Source organism: Merdibacter massiliensis, from assembly GCF_900155395.1.
In the GTDB taxonomy this organism is placed as follows: Bacteria; Bacillota_I; Bacilli_A; order Erysipelotrichales; family Erysipelotrichaceae; genus Merdibacter; species Merdibacter massiliensis.
This window is the reverse complement of the sequence record NZ_LT699710.1, coordinates 22,024-38,158: the sequence shown is the minus strand read 5'-3', so window position 1 is coordinate 38,158 and position 16,135 is coordinate 22,024. Positions and strand designations below refer to the sequence as shown.

The window sequence follows — 16,135 nt, the reverse complement described above, 5'->3', positions numbered from 1 at the left end:
GTTTGTTTAGCTCATTTCTTACGCTTCGCTTTTCTTTGCTAGCGTCTTTTCTTTTCTTATCCGGACTTGCGTCCTTCTTCTTTTTTTTGAATTGACGTTTCTCTGTTTGGTTTTCAAAGATCGAGCTTGCTCTCCGCAAGCGCTCGTTTATATTATCACCCATCTTTTACATTGTCAACACTTTTTATCTCTTTTTTTACTTTTTCTTCATTTTTTTGTTAAATATTGGATAACCCCCTTTGTAATCGTTTCAGCTAACAGTTCTTGATAAGCATCTTCATTTAACTTCTCTCTTTCTTCTGCATTGGACAAGAAACCACATTCAACTAATACACCTGAAACAGAAGGTTTCTTTAAAATATAATAATCTCCGATCTTTGCCGATAAATGACTGCCCGTATTCTCTTTTAATTGTGCTTGTATTTGCTCTGCTAATTTCTCGCTCTCTGTATTCTTCTCCTGATAAAAAACTTGTGCTCCTTTTGCACTTGCAGATGTAAAAGCGTTCAAATGGATGCTGATAAAATAATCCACCATTCCACTGTTAATGATTTCCACTCTGCGTTTCAGATCTTCCTGCTTATGGTTATTTGTATCATCACCGGATAAATCATAGTCCCCTTCTCTTGTCATGATGACATTTGCTCCTTGTTCAATCAGTTTCGCTTTTAATTTTTTCGCAATTGCTAAATTGATATCATCTTCTTTTACATCACTGCGTTGTGCTCCATCGTCTTTCCCGCCATGTCCGCTGTCCACAATAAACGTCATATCGGCTAATGGCAAATCATATGGCTGAGCCAGCACTTGCATGCTCATGATAATAGCTGTCAAGAATAAAAGAAAGGGAAACAACCAACGTCTGATATACATATCGATCACCATTCATATATATGAAAAAGTTGAGATGTACATTCTACATCTCAACTATTCAAACAGTGAAAGCAGCTCTTCTCTGCTCATTGAACGCAATAGATTATCGCTTTGTGTTGACACAAACAGATCTGCCAAATCTTTTTTCTTATTCTGCAGCTCTTGTATTCTTTCTTCGATCGTCCCTTTCATGATCAATTGATATACTTGCACGTTATTGTGTTGACCAATTCGATAGGCACGATCCGTTGCCTGATTCTGAGCAGATAAATTCCACCAGGGATCAAAATGAATCACAACTTCTGCAGCGGTCAGATTAAGACCAGTCCCTCCAGCTTTCAATGAAATCAAAAAGACAGGTGTATCATCCTTTTGAAATTTTTCTACATAAGAATGTCTTTTTTCTTTTGCTAACGATCCCGTTAAAAGATAATATGAAATTCCCTCTTTATCTAATTCTTCTTTTAACAAATCGAGCATCGATGTAAAAGAAGAAAATAATAGGATCTTCTTTTTGGCACGAATGCAATTTTGGATCAATTCCATACAGCCTCTCAATTTGCTGGAATTATATTCTATATTTTCATATACAAGACGATCATCTAGACATAACTGGCGCAATCGTGTAATCAAAGACAAAATCTCAATACTGTTATTGCGCGCATTGGATTCTTTTTCGATCTGTTCCCGCATCCTAGTTGCATTTGCCAAATACAGTTCTTTTTCTTTTTTTTCAAATTCAAAAAATAAGGTATGCTCTTCTTTATCCGGGAGTTCTTTAAGCACTTCTTGCTTTGTTCTGCGCAACAAAAATGGACGGACCAATTGTTGTAAACGCATGGTCATGTGTTCGTCCTGTTCTTTGACGATTGCTTTTTCATATACAGAAGAAAAATAAGAATGATCATACAGATAGCCCGGCAGCAGGAAATCAAAAATCGACCACAACTCTGTCAACGTATTCTCAATAGGGGTCCCGCTCAGCGCAAAACGTTGACGACATCGCAGTTTTTTCACAGATCGCGCATTTTTTGTACTGGGATTATTGATATATTGTGCTTCATCTAAGATCACAGTGTCAAAGGAACGTTCTAAATACAAATCCAAATCTCGCTTTAAATAGTCATAAGATGTGATTATCAAATCTGCACCATCCGCGTTCTTTAAACGTTTCATACGCTCTTGTTTATTTCCATAGATCGGAGCACAGATCAAAGACGGAACAAAACGCTTCGCCTCATCTTGCCAATTCAACAATAAAGATGCAGGGCAGATGACCAGGCTCTGTTTTTCTTTATCTTGTTCACTTTTCAAATAAGCTAAGATCTGAATGGTCTTTCCCAATCCCATATCATCTGCCAATAAACCGCCAAAGCCATAAGAAGACAGTGTTTTTAACCATTGAAAACCCGTTTTCTGATAATCTCGCAATTGATGATGAAACGCATCTGGTATCGCAAACGGCTCTCTTTGTTTCATCAATTCCTTTTGTTGATGAAGAATTGTTTTCTGGTCATATTGAACCTGCTTTTGTTCATCGCTTAACACGCCTAAGTTATACAGTCGATAGCTCGGTAATACGATGGACTCTTCCTGCAGCTGCTGCTCACTGATATGCAGTTGTTCAAACAATGTATTCGCTTCTTTTAATGGTTCACTGTTTAAATCCAACATCTCTCCATTACGCAATCGATAATATTTCTTTTTTCGGCGGTAACTTTTTAAGATTGAAGATAATTCTTTTAAATCAATATCACCGGTATCCAACTGTAATGATAATAAATTATTTTCTACATGAACGCCAACGGACATAGACAATTGACGCGGGCGGCGAATACGGCGCAAGCGATCGCTTACATAAATCTGACAATAATCCTGCAAAGCGTGTGTAATCTTCTCAATCATATCAGACCAATGTTCTTCATTTTTCAGATAAGCAGTTCCATCTTCCCCCATATGATCGATCCATCCAATCAGATATTCTTTAATGGCTATCGCTTTAAAAGAAACATTTTGCCTAGCAGATGTAAAGGCGGAGCAAGATCGATCTTTGTATAAAAGCATCAATTTAGCACATAAGTAGTTTTGACTTTCATCCATGTCTAAATATAAATGGACAGCATCTTCCAATACGGCTATACTATCCAAAGAAAGATTTCCCTGCCATTGGATATAAGCAGATAAACCGCATAAATAGGTATAGTAGAATTGCGATAAGTCGCTTTGGTCCAGCAACAGTTCCTTATTCTGCATCAATTCATGATAGAGGTTCAAAACAAGCCCGTCATCATCCCCTTGGTAATGATATAAAACTTTTTCACTTTCATCCATTTCATACAAGCCTTGTTTCGAAGACAATGGATTTGAAATAATACGTCCATTTTCATCTGCCGCATACAAAAGAGCAATCTGTGTATGGCTTTTTTGCACACTCAATTGCAGGTGCAATTGTATTGTTTTTTTAATTACACGATAATTACAATATTCTTTAGGTAATGTTAATAACAGCTTGACCAAAGCATCCATTTCTTGTCCCTTCAAAAGAAATGAACGATGATTCATGATCGTTTGGCTATGTAAATATAAATAACGCAAAAAATAGAGAATAGATTGACTTGCATCATCAAACGCCTCGATGCTATGCACAAACTGCAGCCCTTTACCATAACTGTGAAAAGCTTCATTCTGAATATGGTCCAAAAATTGATAAAGATCACGCACTACATAGAGACGTTCCTTTTTCTGACGAATCCGTACGTTTACTATACAGGCATTTCCATGTAAGCTTATCGTCTGATTTAGATCCAGATATAAAGAAATACTCTTCTTTTCTTTATTTGGCTCTTCGAAAGAAAACTGTTTGACTCCTTCTGAATATAACCATTGATGCGACTCTTTCTGTTTTTGATGTATGGCAATCTGATGCAACTGTTCTTTATAGTCTTTCCATCTTTTTCTTTGTTCATCTGCAACATCCAAATGATAAGGTAGTTTATACTCACGCAAAGCAAGATATTGACAAAGAGCGATGATATGTCCGCATGCATCCTCTTTTTCATGATAAGGGCAGCTGCAGTAATGATCCAGTATTTCACCATATGCTGAAATTTCTAATTCAAAATTACATAGATGACCGCCGTGGATCAAACTGCCGTGTACAAAAAGATGTCCATATTGTTCTTCAATTGACAAAGAGCGCAGCATATCTTGTATCTGCATGCGGGAAGCAGATGCATAATTACTTTGTCTTTTAGACAGCTCTTCAATTTCGGTACTTAATATACGCATGAACATCCCTCCTTTTTTGATTATAGCATGGATCCAGAATCTATTTTAATTCTTTAGACATGTAGATGACATCCACCATAGGATTATCATAGTATGCTTCGCATGTCGTAAATCCGAATGTTTTATATAAATGAATGGCTACATGCAGCGGTACGATCGTATCTAACACCATTTTTTTGTATCCTGCTGCTTTTGCTCGTTTCAAAATATGTGCCACAAGTTCTTTACCAATTCCTTGCTGACGAACTTCCTTTCGTACATATAAACGTTTCATCTCACATACTGTATGGTCAAGACGATGATAAGCAACCATCCCGCACGGCTTGCCATTTTCCACCGCCAGCAGAATTTCACCATTGGGAGCTGCGTATTTTTTAGCAGGATCCTGCAATTCTTCCTCTAAATGTTGAAAAGACAGATCTCTCCCTAATTGGACCGTATATTCATTGATTAACTGGCGAATCGTTTCTATATCTTCCTTTCCATCTATGATTATCATATACCCTCCTATGAACTACCTAATATGATAACAAAGTGTCCTGTTTCCAAGACACTTTTTGCTTATTCCATTTCTTTTAGTCCTTCAAACTGCAAGCGGTAATAACGTGCATATACCTGATTTTTCTTTAATAATTCTTCATGTGTACCACGTTCTTCTATTCCTTTTTCTCCAATCACAATGATCTCGTCTGCATCGCGAATAGTCGATAACCGATGTGCGATCGTAATAGAAGTACGATTCTTCATCAACTCTTCCAAGCTTTTTTGAATATGACGTTCGCTCTCATTATCCAAGGCACTGGTTGCTTCATCCAAAATCAGGATCTTCGGATCTTTTAAGAACACCCTGGCAATCGAGATTCGCTGCTTTTGTCCGCCGCTTAAGCGGGTCCCTCTTTCTCCTACATAGGTATCATATCCATCCGGCAAACTCATGATAAAATCATGAATATTCGCCTTTTTTGCTGCAGCCATGATTTCTTCCATGGAAGCATTTGGTTTTCCATAAGCGATATTTTCGCCGATGCTGCCGGCAAATAAATAAACATCCTGTTGGACGATACCAATATGTTGACGTAAAGATTCCAATGTCAGTTTCCGTACATCTTGACCGTCGATTGTGATACTTCCACTGTCCACATCATAGAAGCGAGGCAATAATGAACAGATCGTAGTTTTTCCGCCACCGCTTGGTCCAACCAGTGCAATTGATTTCCCGGCATCGATATGGATATTGATATGATCCAATACAGTTTCTTCCTCATCATAGCTGAAACAAACATCTTTATAATCAATAATACCTTTGACATCGGTTAGTGGCACGCTGTCTGGTGCATCTTCAATCTCGATTTTCGTTTGCATCACTTCATGAAAACGTTTAAAACCAGAATATCCTTTTTGCAACATCTCCGTGAATTCCACCAGCACTTCGATCGGTGTTACAAAAATATTGATATACAGAGCATAGGTCGCTAATGCGATCGGTTCTAAAGTGCCTTGCGCAATAAAGTAAGCGCCGCCGACTAAGATCGTCACATATAATAACCCTTGAAAAAAATTGTTTCCACTTTGAAACCATCCCATACAATGATAGTTATTTATTTTGCTTTTCAGATATCGTTCATTGCTTTTTTCAAATTTTTGTTGTTCGATCTTCTCATTTGCAAAAGATTTTACCACACGAATACCGCCTAAAGTATCTTGCAGAGAAGCATTGACACCGGCAATTTTACGCCGATTTTCCATAAATGTTTCCTGCATGCGCCGATTTTGCCGCAAGGAAAACAACAACATGATCACTGTTACAATGATCAACAAGATCGTTAAAGGTACATGAATATAACACAGCAATACAAAAGAACCAATGATCTTTAACAAAGAAATAAACACATTTTCCGGGCCATGGTGGGCAAATTCACAGATATCAAATAAATCACTAACCAATCGGCTCATCATTTCCCCTGTATTATTTTTGTCATAGTAAGAAAAAGAAAGCCGTTCGTATTGATCAAATAATTCCTTGCGCATATCCCTTTCCATTTTGGCACCCATGATATGTCCCTGCGCAGAAACATAATATTTACAAGCCGCGCGGATCAAATACATGATCAGTAAAGCAATTGCTAATAGCAAGATAGAATTGCGAATCGTTTGCGCATCTGCTAAATACAGTGTCGCATTTAAATAATTTAAAATCTGTGGAAAAGCTAGATCGATCACACTGATCCCCAATGCACAGATCATATCAAACACAAATACTTTCCAGTATGGTTGATAATATCGAATAAATGTTTTCATGATCTTCATTCTGTTCACCCCATCATAGTTAAAGATTATAGCATGTTTTTAATAAAAACTGTACGAAAGTGCTAGAAATGCACTCATCGATGCATTGTTAGATCCTGGAAACATCTTACTTATCATATTTATTGACAAAATATTTCACAAATGATAAATTGTCATTAGTTAGTTTGGACTAACTAATGAGGAGGACAATTATGATAATTGCATATGCTTCTAGAACCGGCAATGTGGAATCTATCGTTCATCAATTGAATCAAGATACATTTCCTATTGTTACCGGAACAGAAAAAATAAATGAAAATTTTATATTATTCACTTACACAGACGGCTATGGCGATATACCAGCAGAAGTTGAAAACTTTTTAACAGATAACCACAGCTACTTAAAAGGTGTGATCGTATCAGGTGATCCTGGTTATGGCGATGCCTATTGTCAGACAGGGGATAAGATTGCAAAACTATATGCGATTCCCTGCTTATATAAAGTAGAAAATGCTGGAACACAACAAGATATAACAAACATAAAACAAATACTAGCTGATCAATAGAATGATTTCGATAAAAAAATGGACGCTATCTCAACACAATAGCATCCATTTTTTTATTGTTGTCTTGAAAACGAAAATTGTTCTACCTTCATCTCTAGATTTGGACTTTTCAATAACAGCGCACACATGCATAAACATATTTGTGCAGCAGGATATGCAACCCATATCCCCGTTAGTGAAAAAACGGATGAAAAGCCAAGCAAACATACCGGCAATAGAAAACATGGCTCCAAATATACCAAAAATGTTGAATTTCTATTTTGTTCCATTGCATAAAAGACAGCAGATGTAAGACGCGTAATTCCAATAAACGGGAATGCCAATGCTGTGATCAGCAATGCCGTTCTGGTTTCCGCATAAATAGCCGAACTAACTCCAAACAATGCCGTGAGCACATCCACAAAAATAAAGCAGCTGATACACAGCAAGACAGAAGTAATCAAAGTTAGGAAAAGTGCTTTTTGATATAATTGATGATTAATTTTTGTTTCTTTTCTGCCATGGTGATAACTTAATAACGGTTGCACACCGTCACCAATGCCCTGTAATAATAACTGCGCACTGGAAAGCACATAAGATACGACAGAATATACTGTCACTGCGTCATTTCCGCCATAACGCAAACACATCCAGTTTGTCAAGACGATCACAATACATGGTACCAAAGTTTGTCCAAAGGGTGCAATCCCGATGCAAATGATCTGTTTGACGATTGGCCAAGAAATTGACAACATAGATTGATTCCAAGATGAAAAACGAGTTATCCATAAGCTTAATGAAGCGCTGCCGGCCACTACACCTTGTGCGATGATGGTTGCAAGCGCAGCACCGGATAAGCCCATGCCAAGTTTCATTACAAATATATAATCCAACAAAATGTTTGTGATCAATCCGCTGCTCATACATGCTGTAGCAACTACGGTACGTCCCTCATTGCGAAGCAATGGGCTCAAGCCATTGCCCAGCATAGGCAATAATCCGCCTAATAAAATAATTTGAATATAGGCAAATGCGCCCTTATAAATTGCTCCTTCAGCACCTAGAAAAGGCAGGCTGATCGGCAATGATATATAAAGAATAGAAGATAGGAAAATACCAATCAAAAACAACATGCCAATCGTCGTGATAACTGTTTGCTGTTCTTTCTCTGGTAACGATTTTCCTCGATAGGAAGACATTGCAACTGCACCGCCTATACCGATCCCTAAGGCAGAAGCATTGATCACCACTTGAATAGGATACGCAATATTAATTGCGGCTAATGCATCATTCCCGATTGCATTTCCAACAAATAAACCATCGACTATGGAATAAAAGCCGCTGAGCAGCATTGTAAACATTGATGGCAAAACATAACGCCAAAATTTCCGTTTCAATTCTCTATTCATATGACTACCTCCTACACTGGGAACTATAAACCATGGTGTAAGACCAATGTCAAATGAATTATGAATCCTTTTTTTAATCAAGTATCGGTAAAAAAATTTCAGCATAATAATGTGCATGATCTCTATAAAATGTCAACGGGATCTCCCGAACGTAAAATTCATCTCTAAACCTGAATCCGACAGAACGTGCATACTCTTGCATTCGCCGGATCCATTCGTTGGTCAAATCCCCTTTTTCTAACGCTACACACAAATAAATACATTTCATTGCCGGTAATATTCGTCTGTTTTCTGAATAGAATTTCATATCTAGCTCATCTATGATTGAAGTTTCCATCGTTACGAAAGTACGTTCTCGTTTTATCTGATCGTCATGAAGACGATATAGATCATGAAAGGCACATAATACGAATTGTTCTTGGGTCATTTGTTGAATATCATGAATAAAAAAACTTTCCTGGTTTTCGCTTTCAAACAAAACCATTGATTCTGGAAAATTGCGGATACTGCAACAATTTTCATTTTTTTCTGCTGTTTCATACGCATACCGAATATAATTTACTTTCTTCAATAATTGCTGTTCATAGCGTATGCGCCACAATGTTTTTTCTTCCTTTTCCCGCAAAAGTTCCATCACTACTTGCGGATCTTTTGTTTCATTTAAACTTACGATATCCGAAATAGATAAGTCCAAATGTCGATAATAAATAATATCTAGCAGCTCCAGCATATTATCCAATGTATAATAACGATAGCGGTTTTCACTGTTCACTTTAGGATGAACAAGTCCTTTTTTTTCATAAAACCGTATTGCATCATTGCCCAGAGATAACAATCGGCCTATCTCAGATATTGTGTATGTCTTATCCATATTGCTAACCATCCTTGCTCTTTCATTATACACATATCATCTGTTTCTTATCATCTGCTTATGAAAAATAACTTACGAAAAAATGAAGAAAATGATAAAATTTATTTACAACGTGCAGTGTAGATCAACGTAAGTCCTGTTGTTTCTACACTTTTTTTCTAACAAATAGGAAGAAATCAATATGTTTCAACCTGGAGAAATCGTATTGTATCGATTATTTTTAGCACAAGTGGATGAAATAAAAGAGGAACGCTACATCTTGCATTCAATAGAATCTGCTGACTGTTATTATGAAGTCCCCTTAGCAAATAAGTATCGTCACTTGCAGGCATTGCCTGATTGTGATGAATCCGATGGCTTGTTAAAAAGTTTATTACATCTGCCCACATTATCCATCCCTCATAACGCTGTTGATCGTTTCTGCAAATCCATTCTAGACAGCTATGACCTTAGGCAATGGCTTATGTAATTAAAAACCTTATTTATAGACAAAATAAATGCAGAAAGCACTGGCCGGAAATTTGTTGACAGCAAGAAACATTACTATATGATCCTATTCGACCGTATGATCACTATATTTTCGTTTACCCTGCATAAAGAAAATGCGATGATCATACAAAATTTAAATGCTATCTTAACCGACAGCCTATAAAAAACGTATATTCATCTGGATATACGTTTTTTAAACGACAATTTGCATATAACTGCTACATCTGTATTAAAACTCTTTAAATAATATCTGTTGGTATTCCTTGCGGCGCTTCTATATTTTCAATTTCATTAAAACTTCCAAACACAAAATCAATAACCAGATTGTCTACAGTAATATTTGTATTTTCCGGCATATCGCTAAAACCCGCCAGCATATTAAAAAATGTATCTAATCCCATTATTTCAACAGACGCTTTTGTGTAACGATTTGAATCTTTATCCACATATAACTTGCAATTTAACTGAATATCCGATCCAAACGCAGATAACATCGAACGGGATGTATCATCAATTTCTTCGCCGGCAATATCCATCAATTGATCAAAATCTGCACTAAAAGTTACTTCCCAACAATCATTTCCGTTGATATTTTTGGATCCAGTCACTTTCGGTTGTAAATTTTTTACTACATCGTAATCAAATAATCCCAATGTATCCTGTGCTGTCCCGGCAGAGATACCTTCTTCTTCTGAAGTGCTCCATCCACTTCCGTCATTAATATATGTTGCAATTTTCCCGTCTTGTTCAATCTGGTAAGATTGCGACTGTACCGTTTCTTTTTGGCCAAAAGAATCAATAGAAATTGTTGCATCACTATAGGCAACAAATGGATCATTGATCTTTTGCATCATCACATTTCCATTTAGGTTCATGTTCAGACTGCTTTCTCCATCCTCAATTCCCACTTTAAAAGCGAGATCCATCGTTGCCTCATAAGAGTTTAGCTTCTGCATTTCTTCATTTGCAGTATTCATCAAAGTCAAAGCATCCGGAGCTTTTGAACAGCCTCCCATAAGCAATAATGCAGAGCATGCTCCCACAGTTAAAAACCCTCGTATTCTTGTAATCTTTCTCATTCTTTTTCCTTTCCTCATTATCCAATTATGTCGCAGTTTTTATGTATGTATGTCTTTATGGTAATTATAACATAGCACTGCCTTTTATCTTACAGAAAGGAATAAATTCTTTATTTTTTTAGTAATGTCTCCATATGACGGATCACACTATATTCCTGATAGGGCCCAATGATCATCGATGCTGTTTCTTTTGCTTCCTCATAAGCGGAACTCGGTGCATAAGAATGAGCAAACATCTGCAGCATTTCCAGATCATTGCCTCCATCTCCATATACAGCAACCTCTTCTTGTGCTATACCCAGTTTCTGTGAAAGCCATAAAACAGCCGTTCCTTTATTCACTCCAGCTTTTGTAATTTCAAAGCCGCCATGATTGCTCGGCGCATTTACCAAAACGTCTTGATGTGAATCTAAAAATGCATTAAGCGCATTTGCTTCTTCTTCATCTTTTACCTGACAATTGATCTTACAGATATCTTGTTGCAAGATCATATCCATACTCTGTGAAAAAGACATAGCATTGTCTATTCTTTCCCGCAAACGTTTTAAGAATGTTTCTGCACTTTTCAAGCCTTTTCTTTTCTCTTCCATAAAAGAGGCAAAAGATTCCTTTTCTTGACATATAAATGTATGTGTTGGGGTAATGTACTCTAAATAAGAGGATGGAAACCTTTCTAATAATTCACGCAATACTTGTTTATCGATTGTCTGCTGGCAAATAACCTTTTTTTGTGGATCCATGATCACTGCACCATTCATGCAGACGTAATAAATTTTATCCCCTACACTAGAAAACTGCACCATATCTGCGCTTCGACCTGTCGCAACACTGAAATAACGCCCACTATCCACTATATTTTGAATCGTTCTTTCAATTGTATCATCCGCTTCATGTTTCTCATTTAACAAAGTGCCATCCAGGTCACTTGCAAATAATCGTATCATTGATTATCCTCCTTCTCCTTCATTTAATTGATCATATCTTTTTTTCCTGTCCATTATAACATGTTTATACTAGATTTAGACAAATGAAAAAGAGGTTGAGTACAACCTGATTTTATTCCTCATCCTCTTTATCTTTGTCTTCTTTTTTTATTTGTGTTGAAATATCTTCAATGATTACTTCTTGTATGCGATGATTCTGTACATTGATCACATACAAGACATAATTTCCGCATTCTAAGCGGAAACGTGCACCATCTTTAGGGATGCTTCCTAAAAGATACAGCACTAAGCCGCCTAATGTATCGTAAGAATCATTTAGTTCTACCGGTAATGGAATTTCTTCTAAAAGATCCTCCATGTCAATATTACCGCTTACTTTCCATTTATGAGGTCCGACCCGCATAATCTCTGGCAGTTCTTGCTGATCATATTCGTCATAGATATTTCCAACAATTTCTTCCAGCAGATCTTCCATCGTTACGATTCCGCTCACTTCCCCAAATTCATTAAGCACGATGGCAAAACGAATTTTCCGTGTTTGCATATCTTTAAACAAAACATCTGCTGTAATTTGCTCTGGTATGAAATAGGGATCCCGCAGGATGTTTCGCAAAACGAAAGGACGATCTTTTTGTAACTCGATCAAGAAATCTTTAGCATATAATACGCCAATAATATCATCAAGATCTTTTTCATACACAGGGATACGGGATACGCCTTCCTTGCTGACCAATTGAAGAATGTCTTCCTTTGTTGAATCTGCCGACAAAGCAATCACTTCATTTGCCCGTACCATGATATCTTTTACTGGAGTATCGTCGAACTCAAATACATTCGTGATCCACTCTTTTTCTTCTTCATCCAGTACACCACGTTTCTCTCCCAGATCGACCATCATGCGTATTTCTTCTTCACTGACGCTATCTTCTTGTGCATCTGTCTTTAAATGCAGCAGGCGCAAGATCGCATTTGTTGAGAAAGAAAGCATCGCAATGATCGGACGCATGACATAAGCCACGATACGAACGATACTGCATGAAATTTTTGCAACTTCATACGGCTTTTGCATTGCAATTCTTTTTGGAACCAGCTCGCCAAATACCAGAGTAAAATAAGACAAGATGATCGTAATGACAATCAATGACAAGGTATTTAACACGGACATCGGGAACAATGTAAATCCCAGATCATTCCAAGCCCATGCGGTTAAACGGTTTGCAAAACTGTCGGCCGCAAATGCACTTCCTAAAAAGCCGGCTAAAGTAATTCCAATCTGAATCGTAGATAAAAATCCGGACGGTTCTTCTACAAGCTTTAAAAGCCTTTTTGCAGTATTGTCTCCTTCTTCAATCTGTTTTTCTAGTCTTGTACTATTTAAAGAAATTACCGCAATCTCTGTCGCTGCAAAAAAGGCATTGATCAAGATCAGCACCGCCTGCAGCAAAAGTTGTCGGGGGATCGAGTCCACTCTACATCACTCCTCTTTTATCGTTGAACTCATTTTTCTGGTCATGGAAAATCTTGAATGAAATGATCCAAAACCTCTGTATAGATGATAATTTATCACAATTCACCAATCACGTCAAATAAGCGAGGTTCATAAAAAGCATCTGGTAATCAGATGCTTTTTTAACTTCATTTTATTTATATTTCAATATGTGCTGCAAGACACTGGAGACAATTGCAATGAAAAATAGAATAGCTCCCCATACCAACAATCGTTGTGCTGTTGTTGTTAATAAAATTAGAAAAGAAGCAGATTGTGTTTGTATGGACCATTGTAAAATCAACCAGCCTGCACCAACAATGAATGTAGACAGCCATGCTGCAATGGACAAAGAACGAAATCCTTTATACAGCCCGCTTAAGAAAAAACCTGCAAGACTTGCTATCAGGATGAGTATTGTACCAATATAAGTACTATCACTTTGTAACCAATCGACAACTCGTAACAGTGCAAATTGTGATGGGCTTAGCTGTGACCGCATGTTTAATAAGGCCTGTTCATATACTGATTCAAAATCAATATGATTTAATATTTGATCTATACTTTGTGATAATTGATCTTTTGTAATAATGCTTTGCTGAGGAAGTTCTACTTTGGTTAATCCTTCCTGAATACTAGAACGAATAGCTGCACTCATCTGGTCTCCATCACTTTTTCCGCTAACCAAATCATTTAAAAATATTTGTGTATATGTTTCTAATTGCTGTTCTATTGCATCACTATTCACTACGGACTCTACTATGCCTTCTACTTGATTTTTCACTGCAGGATTGCCTGCAAACTGCTCACTGATCAAACTTGTCAGCTGTTCTTTCCATTGTGTTTGTTCTTGAAACATCACCTTCATGGCATCTTGCACTACATTTCTGGTGGTAAAAGACAGTGAAAAAAGAACCGCCGCACCGACAAACAAGCAAATACAGATTACTCGAATTATTTTTTTCATGCAAATGGCTCCTCTCATTTGATTCTTATTGTACCACAGCTTATGCAATACCGAAATATTCCTGCTCATTTCCTATATTTTATGTTATAATGCCATCATGTCAAAAACAAAACAGAAAACATTGATTTTTTTTGCCGCATTATCCGTTGGAATGCTGATGCTAAGTAATTTAGCTGCTATAAAACATTGGACGATTTCCTCGATCGCTATAGCTGGAGGTGTACTGATTTATCCATTTATCTATATATTAAGCGATTTGATCATTCAGTTTTATGGAAAACGCATAGCAAAGATCATAACTTTTACCAGTTTCTGGATCGCTTTCGTTATGGTCCTGCTGCTCTTTATTTTGGAATTTCTTCCATTACATGTCTTGTGGTATCGAACCTTTCTTGCCTTACTTTTTGCATTTCTTGCTTCAAATTACATAAACAATGCTCTTTTTTTACGGCTGCGCAATATAAAAAAAGCATCACAGCATTTTTATGTGTGTTCTTTCTCTGCTTCTGCTGTCGCTTATTTGGTTGCAGCTGCTATATTCGAATTCATAACGTATTTGGCTATTCTCCCCTTATATGAGATCTTGCTGCAGCTGCTTATTACCTTTTTTATTGGTATCATTCTAAATGTTGTACTATCTTTAATAGGAACTTTGATCGAAAACAAATTACAGCCGGATCTCTGTGAATATCAAAACAACAATCAATTTTATTTTGAGATCACAAAGAGAATTCCCGGGAAACTTGGCCGTGCCGGCATCATTCATACCCCACATGGAGATATTCACACTCCTGCCTTTATGACAGTAGGCACACGCGGCGAAGTTCGCTATCTTTCGATGCATGACTTGCACTCTATTCACGCACAAGCTATGTTAAGCAATGGTTATCATTTACGTAACATATCCCCTACTATTGCTGATCAAGGCGGTTTAGCGAAATGGTCCGGATGGCAGGGTCCAACTTTAACCGATTCTGGCGGATTTCAAGTAATGTCGCTTGGGTCTGGTTGTGGAAAAGTGGTCAGTATGGAGAAAGAAAGAAACATTGTAAATACCGAAAAAAAAGACCGTTTAGCAATCGTTACTGAAAAAGGAGTTCATTTCCATGATCCATTCACTGACCAAGATGATTTTATCGGTCCTAAAGAATCTATGGAAATTCAATGCCGTATCGGTGCTGATATTCACATGGCATATGACGAACTAACTTCTTTAGCTGATACTTATGAATACAATAAAGAAGCCTTGGCGCGTACAGAAAGATGGGCAAAGAAAAGTATTCACTATCATCGTAAACATTGTGACGATCTTGGCTATCACCAATCTCTTTATGGAGTACTGCAGGGCGGTCGTTGGGAAGATCTGCGTCGTTCCACTGCTAAGAAATTTGCCAAGATGGATTTTGACGGCTATGGCTTAGGCGGTGCATTTCTAAAAGAAACACTTGGTGATATCCTGCGTTGGTGCTGTGAAGAATTACCAGAAAACAAACCGCGTCATTTACTTGGCTTATCACATCCTGATGATATTTTGATTGGTACAGAGATGGGAGCAGATACATTCGATTGTGTTGCGCCTACCAGAGAAGCAAGACATGGCCGTATCTATACTCGACACGGAAATATTGCAATTAAGAAATTTGCAGACAGCAATGATTTAATTGAAGAAGATTGTGATTGTCCTACTTGTCGAGCCGGATGGACACGCGGACAATTACGTGCTCTATTGAAATCTTCTGATCCAAAAGATCGCGAAAAATATTTTAATCTTGCTTCCATGCATAACTTGCGATTCATCATTCGATTGACAGAAGAAGCAAGACAGGCAATCTTAGATGGTACATTCGAAGAGTATAAAACATCCTTTTTAAAGGAATATTATCAAAACAAAAAATAGG

General features: G+C 37.3%; 13 protein-coding genes. 3 read left to right on the top strand and 10 right to left on the bottom strand.

Going from position 1 to position 16,135, the window contains the following annotated elements:
- Window positions 1-207: 207 nt before the first annotated feature.
- From BQ9859_RS02045 to BQ9859_RS02030, 4 genes are all read right to left on the bottom strand, one after another.
- A complete protein-coding gene (locus tag BQ9859_RS02045; protein ID WP_202613434.1) occupies window positions 208-873 on the bottom strand; it encodes an N-acetylmuramoyl-L-alanine amidase in 666 nt (221 codons plus the stop codon).
- A 54-nt stretch (window positions 874-927) separates the two neighbouring features.
- A complete protein-coding gene (locus BQ9859_RS02040) occupies window positions 928-4,161 on the bottom strand; it encodes a DEAD/DEAH box helicase (RefSeq protein WP_075876625.1) in 3,234 nt (1,077 codons plus the stop codon).
- Between the two features lie 40 nt (window positions 4,162-4,201).
- The gene (locus tag BQ9859_RS02035) at window positions 4,202-4,660 is read right to left on the bottom strand and encodes a GNAT family N-acetyltransferase (protein WP_075876623.1); all 459 of its coding nucleotides are present in this window, start codon (window positions 4,658-4,660) and stop codon (window positions 4,202-4,204) included.
- A gap of 62 nt (window positions 4,661-4,722) precedes the next feature.
- Complete coding sequence (locus tag BQ9859_RS02030; RefSeq protein WP_075876621.1) at window positions 4,723-6,468, bottom strand: ABC transporter ATP-binding protein; 1,746 nt, start codon at window positions 6,466-6,468, stop codon at window positions 4,723-4,725.
- Between the two features lie 191 nt (window positions 6,469-6,659).
- Between BQ9859_RS02030 and nrdI the strand changes: the two genes are divergently transcribed.
- Window positions 6,660-7,013, top strand: coding sequence for a class Ib ribonucleoside-diphosphate reductase assembly flavoprotein NrdI (nrdI, locus tag BQ9859_RS02025; RefSeq protein ID WP_075876619.1), 354 nt, complete (start codon window positions 6,660-6,662; stop codon window positions 7,011-7,013).
- Window positions 7,014-7,066: 53 nt separating this feature from the next.
- Here the strand turns inward: nrdI and BQ9859_RS02020 are convergent, their stop codons facing one another.
- Both BQ9859_RS02020 and BQ9859_RS02015 read right to left on the bottom strand, forming a co-directional pair.
- The gene (locus tag BQ9859_RS02020; RefSeq protein WP_075876617.1) at window positions 7,067-8,401 is read right to left on the bottom strand and encodes an MATE family efflux transporter; all 1,335 of its coding nucleotides are present in this window, start codon (window positions 8,399-8,401) and stop codon (window positions 7,067-7,069) included.
- 73 nt (window positions 8,402-8,474) lie between these two features.
- On the bottom strand, window positions 8,475-9,272 hold the full coding sequence (locus tag BQ9859_RS02015; protein ID WP_075876615.1) for a MerR family transcriptional regulator: 798 nt from the start codon (window positions 9,270-9,272) through the stop codon (window positions 8,475-8,477).
- A 181-nt stretch (window positions 9,273-9,453) separates the two neighbouring features.
- Between BQ9859_RS02015 and BQ9859_RS02010 the strand changes: the two genes are divergently transcribed.
- Complete coding sequence (locus BQ9859_RS02010) at window positions 9,454-9,741, top strand: hypothetical protein (RefSeq protein WP_075876613.1); 288 nt, start codon at window positions 9,454-9,456, stop codon at window positions 9,739-9,741.
- Window positions 9,742-10,000: 259 nt separating this feature from the next.
- Here the strand turns inward: BQ9859_RS02010 and BQ9859_RS02005 are convergent, their stop codons facing one another.
- The 4 genes from BQ9859_RS02005 to BQ9859_RS01990 all read right to left on the bottom strand — a co-directional run bounded on the left by BQ9859_RS02005 (window position 10,001) and on the right by BQ9859_RS01990 (window position 14,237).
- Entirely contained in the window at window positions 10,001-10,840 is an 840-nt protein-coding gene (locus tag BQ9859_RS02005) for a DUF6612 family protein (protein WP_143404357.1), read from the bottom strand.
- A gap of 110 nt (window positions 10,841-10,950) precedes the next feature.
- Window positions 10,951-11,784 (bottom strand): Cof-type HAD-IIB family hydrolase, encoded by an 834-nt coding sequence (locus BQ9859_RS02000; RefSeq protein WP_075876609.1) that lies wholly within the window; start codon window positions 11,782-11,784, stop codon window positions 10,951-10,953.
- Window positions 11,785-11,896: 112 nt separating this feature from the next.
- Complete coding sequence (locus BQ9859_RS01995; RefSeq protein WP_075876608.1) at window positions 11,897-13,252, bottom strand: hemolysin family protein; 1,356 nt, start codon at window positions 13,250-13,252, stop codon at window positions 11,897-11,899.
- Window positions 13,253-13,424: 172 nt separating this feature from the next.
- Window positions 13,425-14,237 (bottom strand): hypothetical protein, encoded by an 813-nt coding sequence (locus BQ9859_RS01990; RefSeq protein WP_075876606.1) that lies wholly within the window; start codon window positions 14,235-14,237, stop codon window positions 13,425-13,427.
- A gap of 97 nt (window positions 14,238-14,334) precedes the next feature.
- Here BQ9859_RS01990 and tgt point away from each other — a divergent pair, with 97 nt between their 5' ends.
- Entirely contained in the window at window positions 14,335-16,134 is a 1,800-nt protein-coding gene (gene tgt / locus BQ9859_RS01985; protein WP_083662606.1) for a tRNA guanosine(34) transglycosylase Tgt, read from the top strand.
- Window position 16,135: the final 1 nt, after the last annotated feature.

Coding starts and splice junctions, on each gene's coding strand:
- BQ9859_RS02035 (WP_075876623.1), bottom strand. CDS start 4,660: ATGATAATCATAGATGGAAAGGAAGATATAGAAACGATTCGCCAGTTA.
- nrdI (WP_075876619.1), top strand. CDS start 6,660: ATGATAATTGCATATGCTTCTAGAACCGGCAATGTGGAATCTATCGTT.
- BQ9859_RS02040 (WP_075876625.1), bottom strand. CDS start 4,161: ATGCGTATATTAAGTACCGAAATTGAAGAGCTGTCTAAAAGACAAAGT.
- BQ9859_RS02000 (WP_075876609.1), bottom strand. CDS start 11,784: ATGATACGATTATTTGCAAGTGACCTGGATGGCACTTTGTTAAATGAG.
- tgt (WP_083662606.1), top strand. CDS start 14,335: ATGTCAAAAACAAAACAGAAAACATTGATTTTTTTTGCCGCATTATCC.
- BQ9859_RS02010 (WP_075876613.1), top strand. CDS start 9,454: ATGTTTCAACCTGGAGAAATCGTATTGTATCGATTATTTTTAGCACAA.
- BQ9859_RS02005 (WP_143404357.1), bottom strand. CDS start 10,840: ATGAGAAAGATTACAAGAATACGAGGGTTTTTAACTGTGGGAGCATGC.
- BQ9859_RS01990 (WP_075876606.1), bottom strand. CDS start 14,237: ATGAAAAAAATAATTCGAGTAATCTGTATTTGCTTGTTTGTCGGTGCG.
- BQ9859_RS02020 (WP_075876617.1), bottom strand. CDS start 8,401: ATGAATAGAGAATTGAAACGGAAATTTTGGCGTTATGTTTTGCCATCA.
- BQ9859_RS02030 (WP_075876621.1), bottom strand. CDS start 6,468: ATGAAGATCATGAAAACATTTATTCGATATTATCAACCATACTGGAAA.
- BQ9859_RS02015 (WP_075876615.1), bottom strand. CDS start 9,272: ATGGATAAGACATACACAATATCTGAGATAGGCCGATTGTTATCTCTG.
- BQ9859_RS02045 (WP_202613434.1), bottom strand. CDS start 873: ATGTATATCAGACGTTGGTTGTTTCCCTTTCTTTTATTCTTGACAGCT.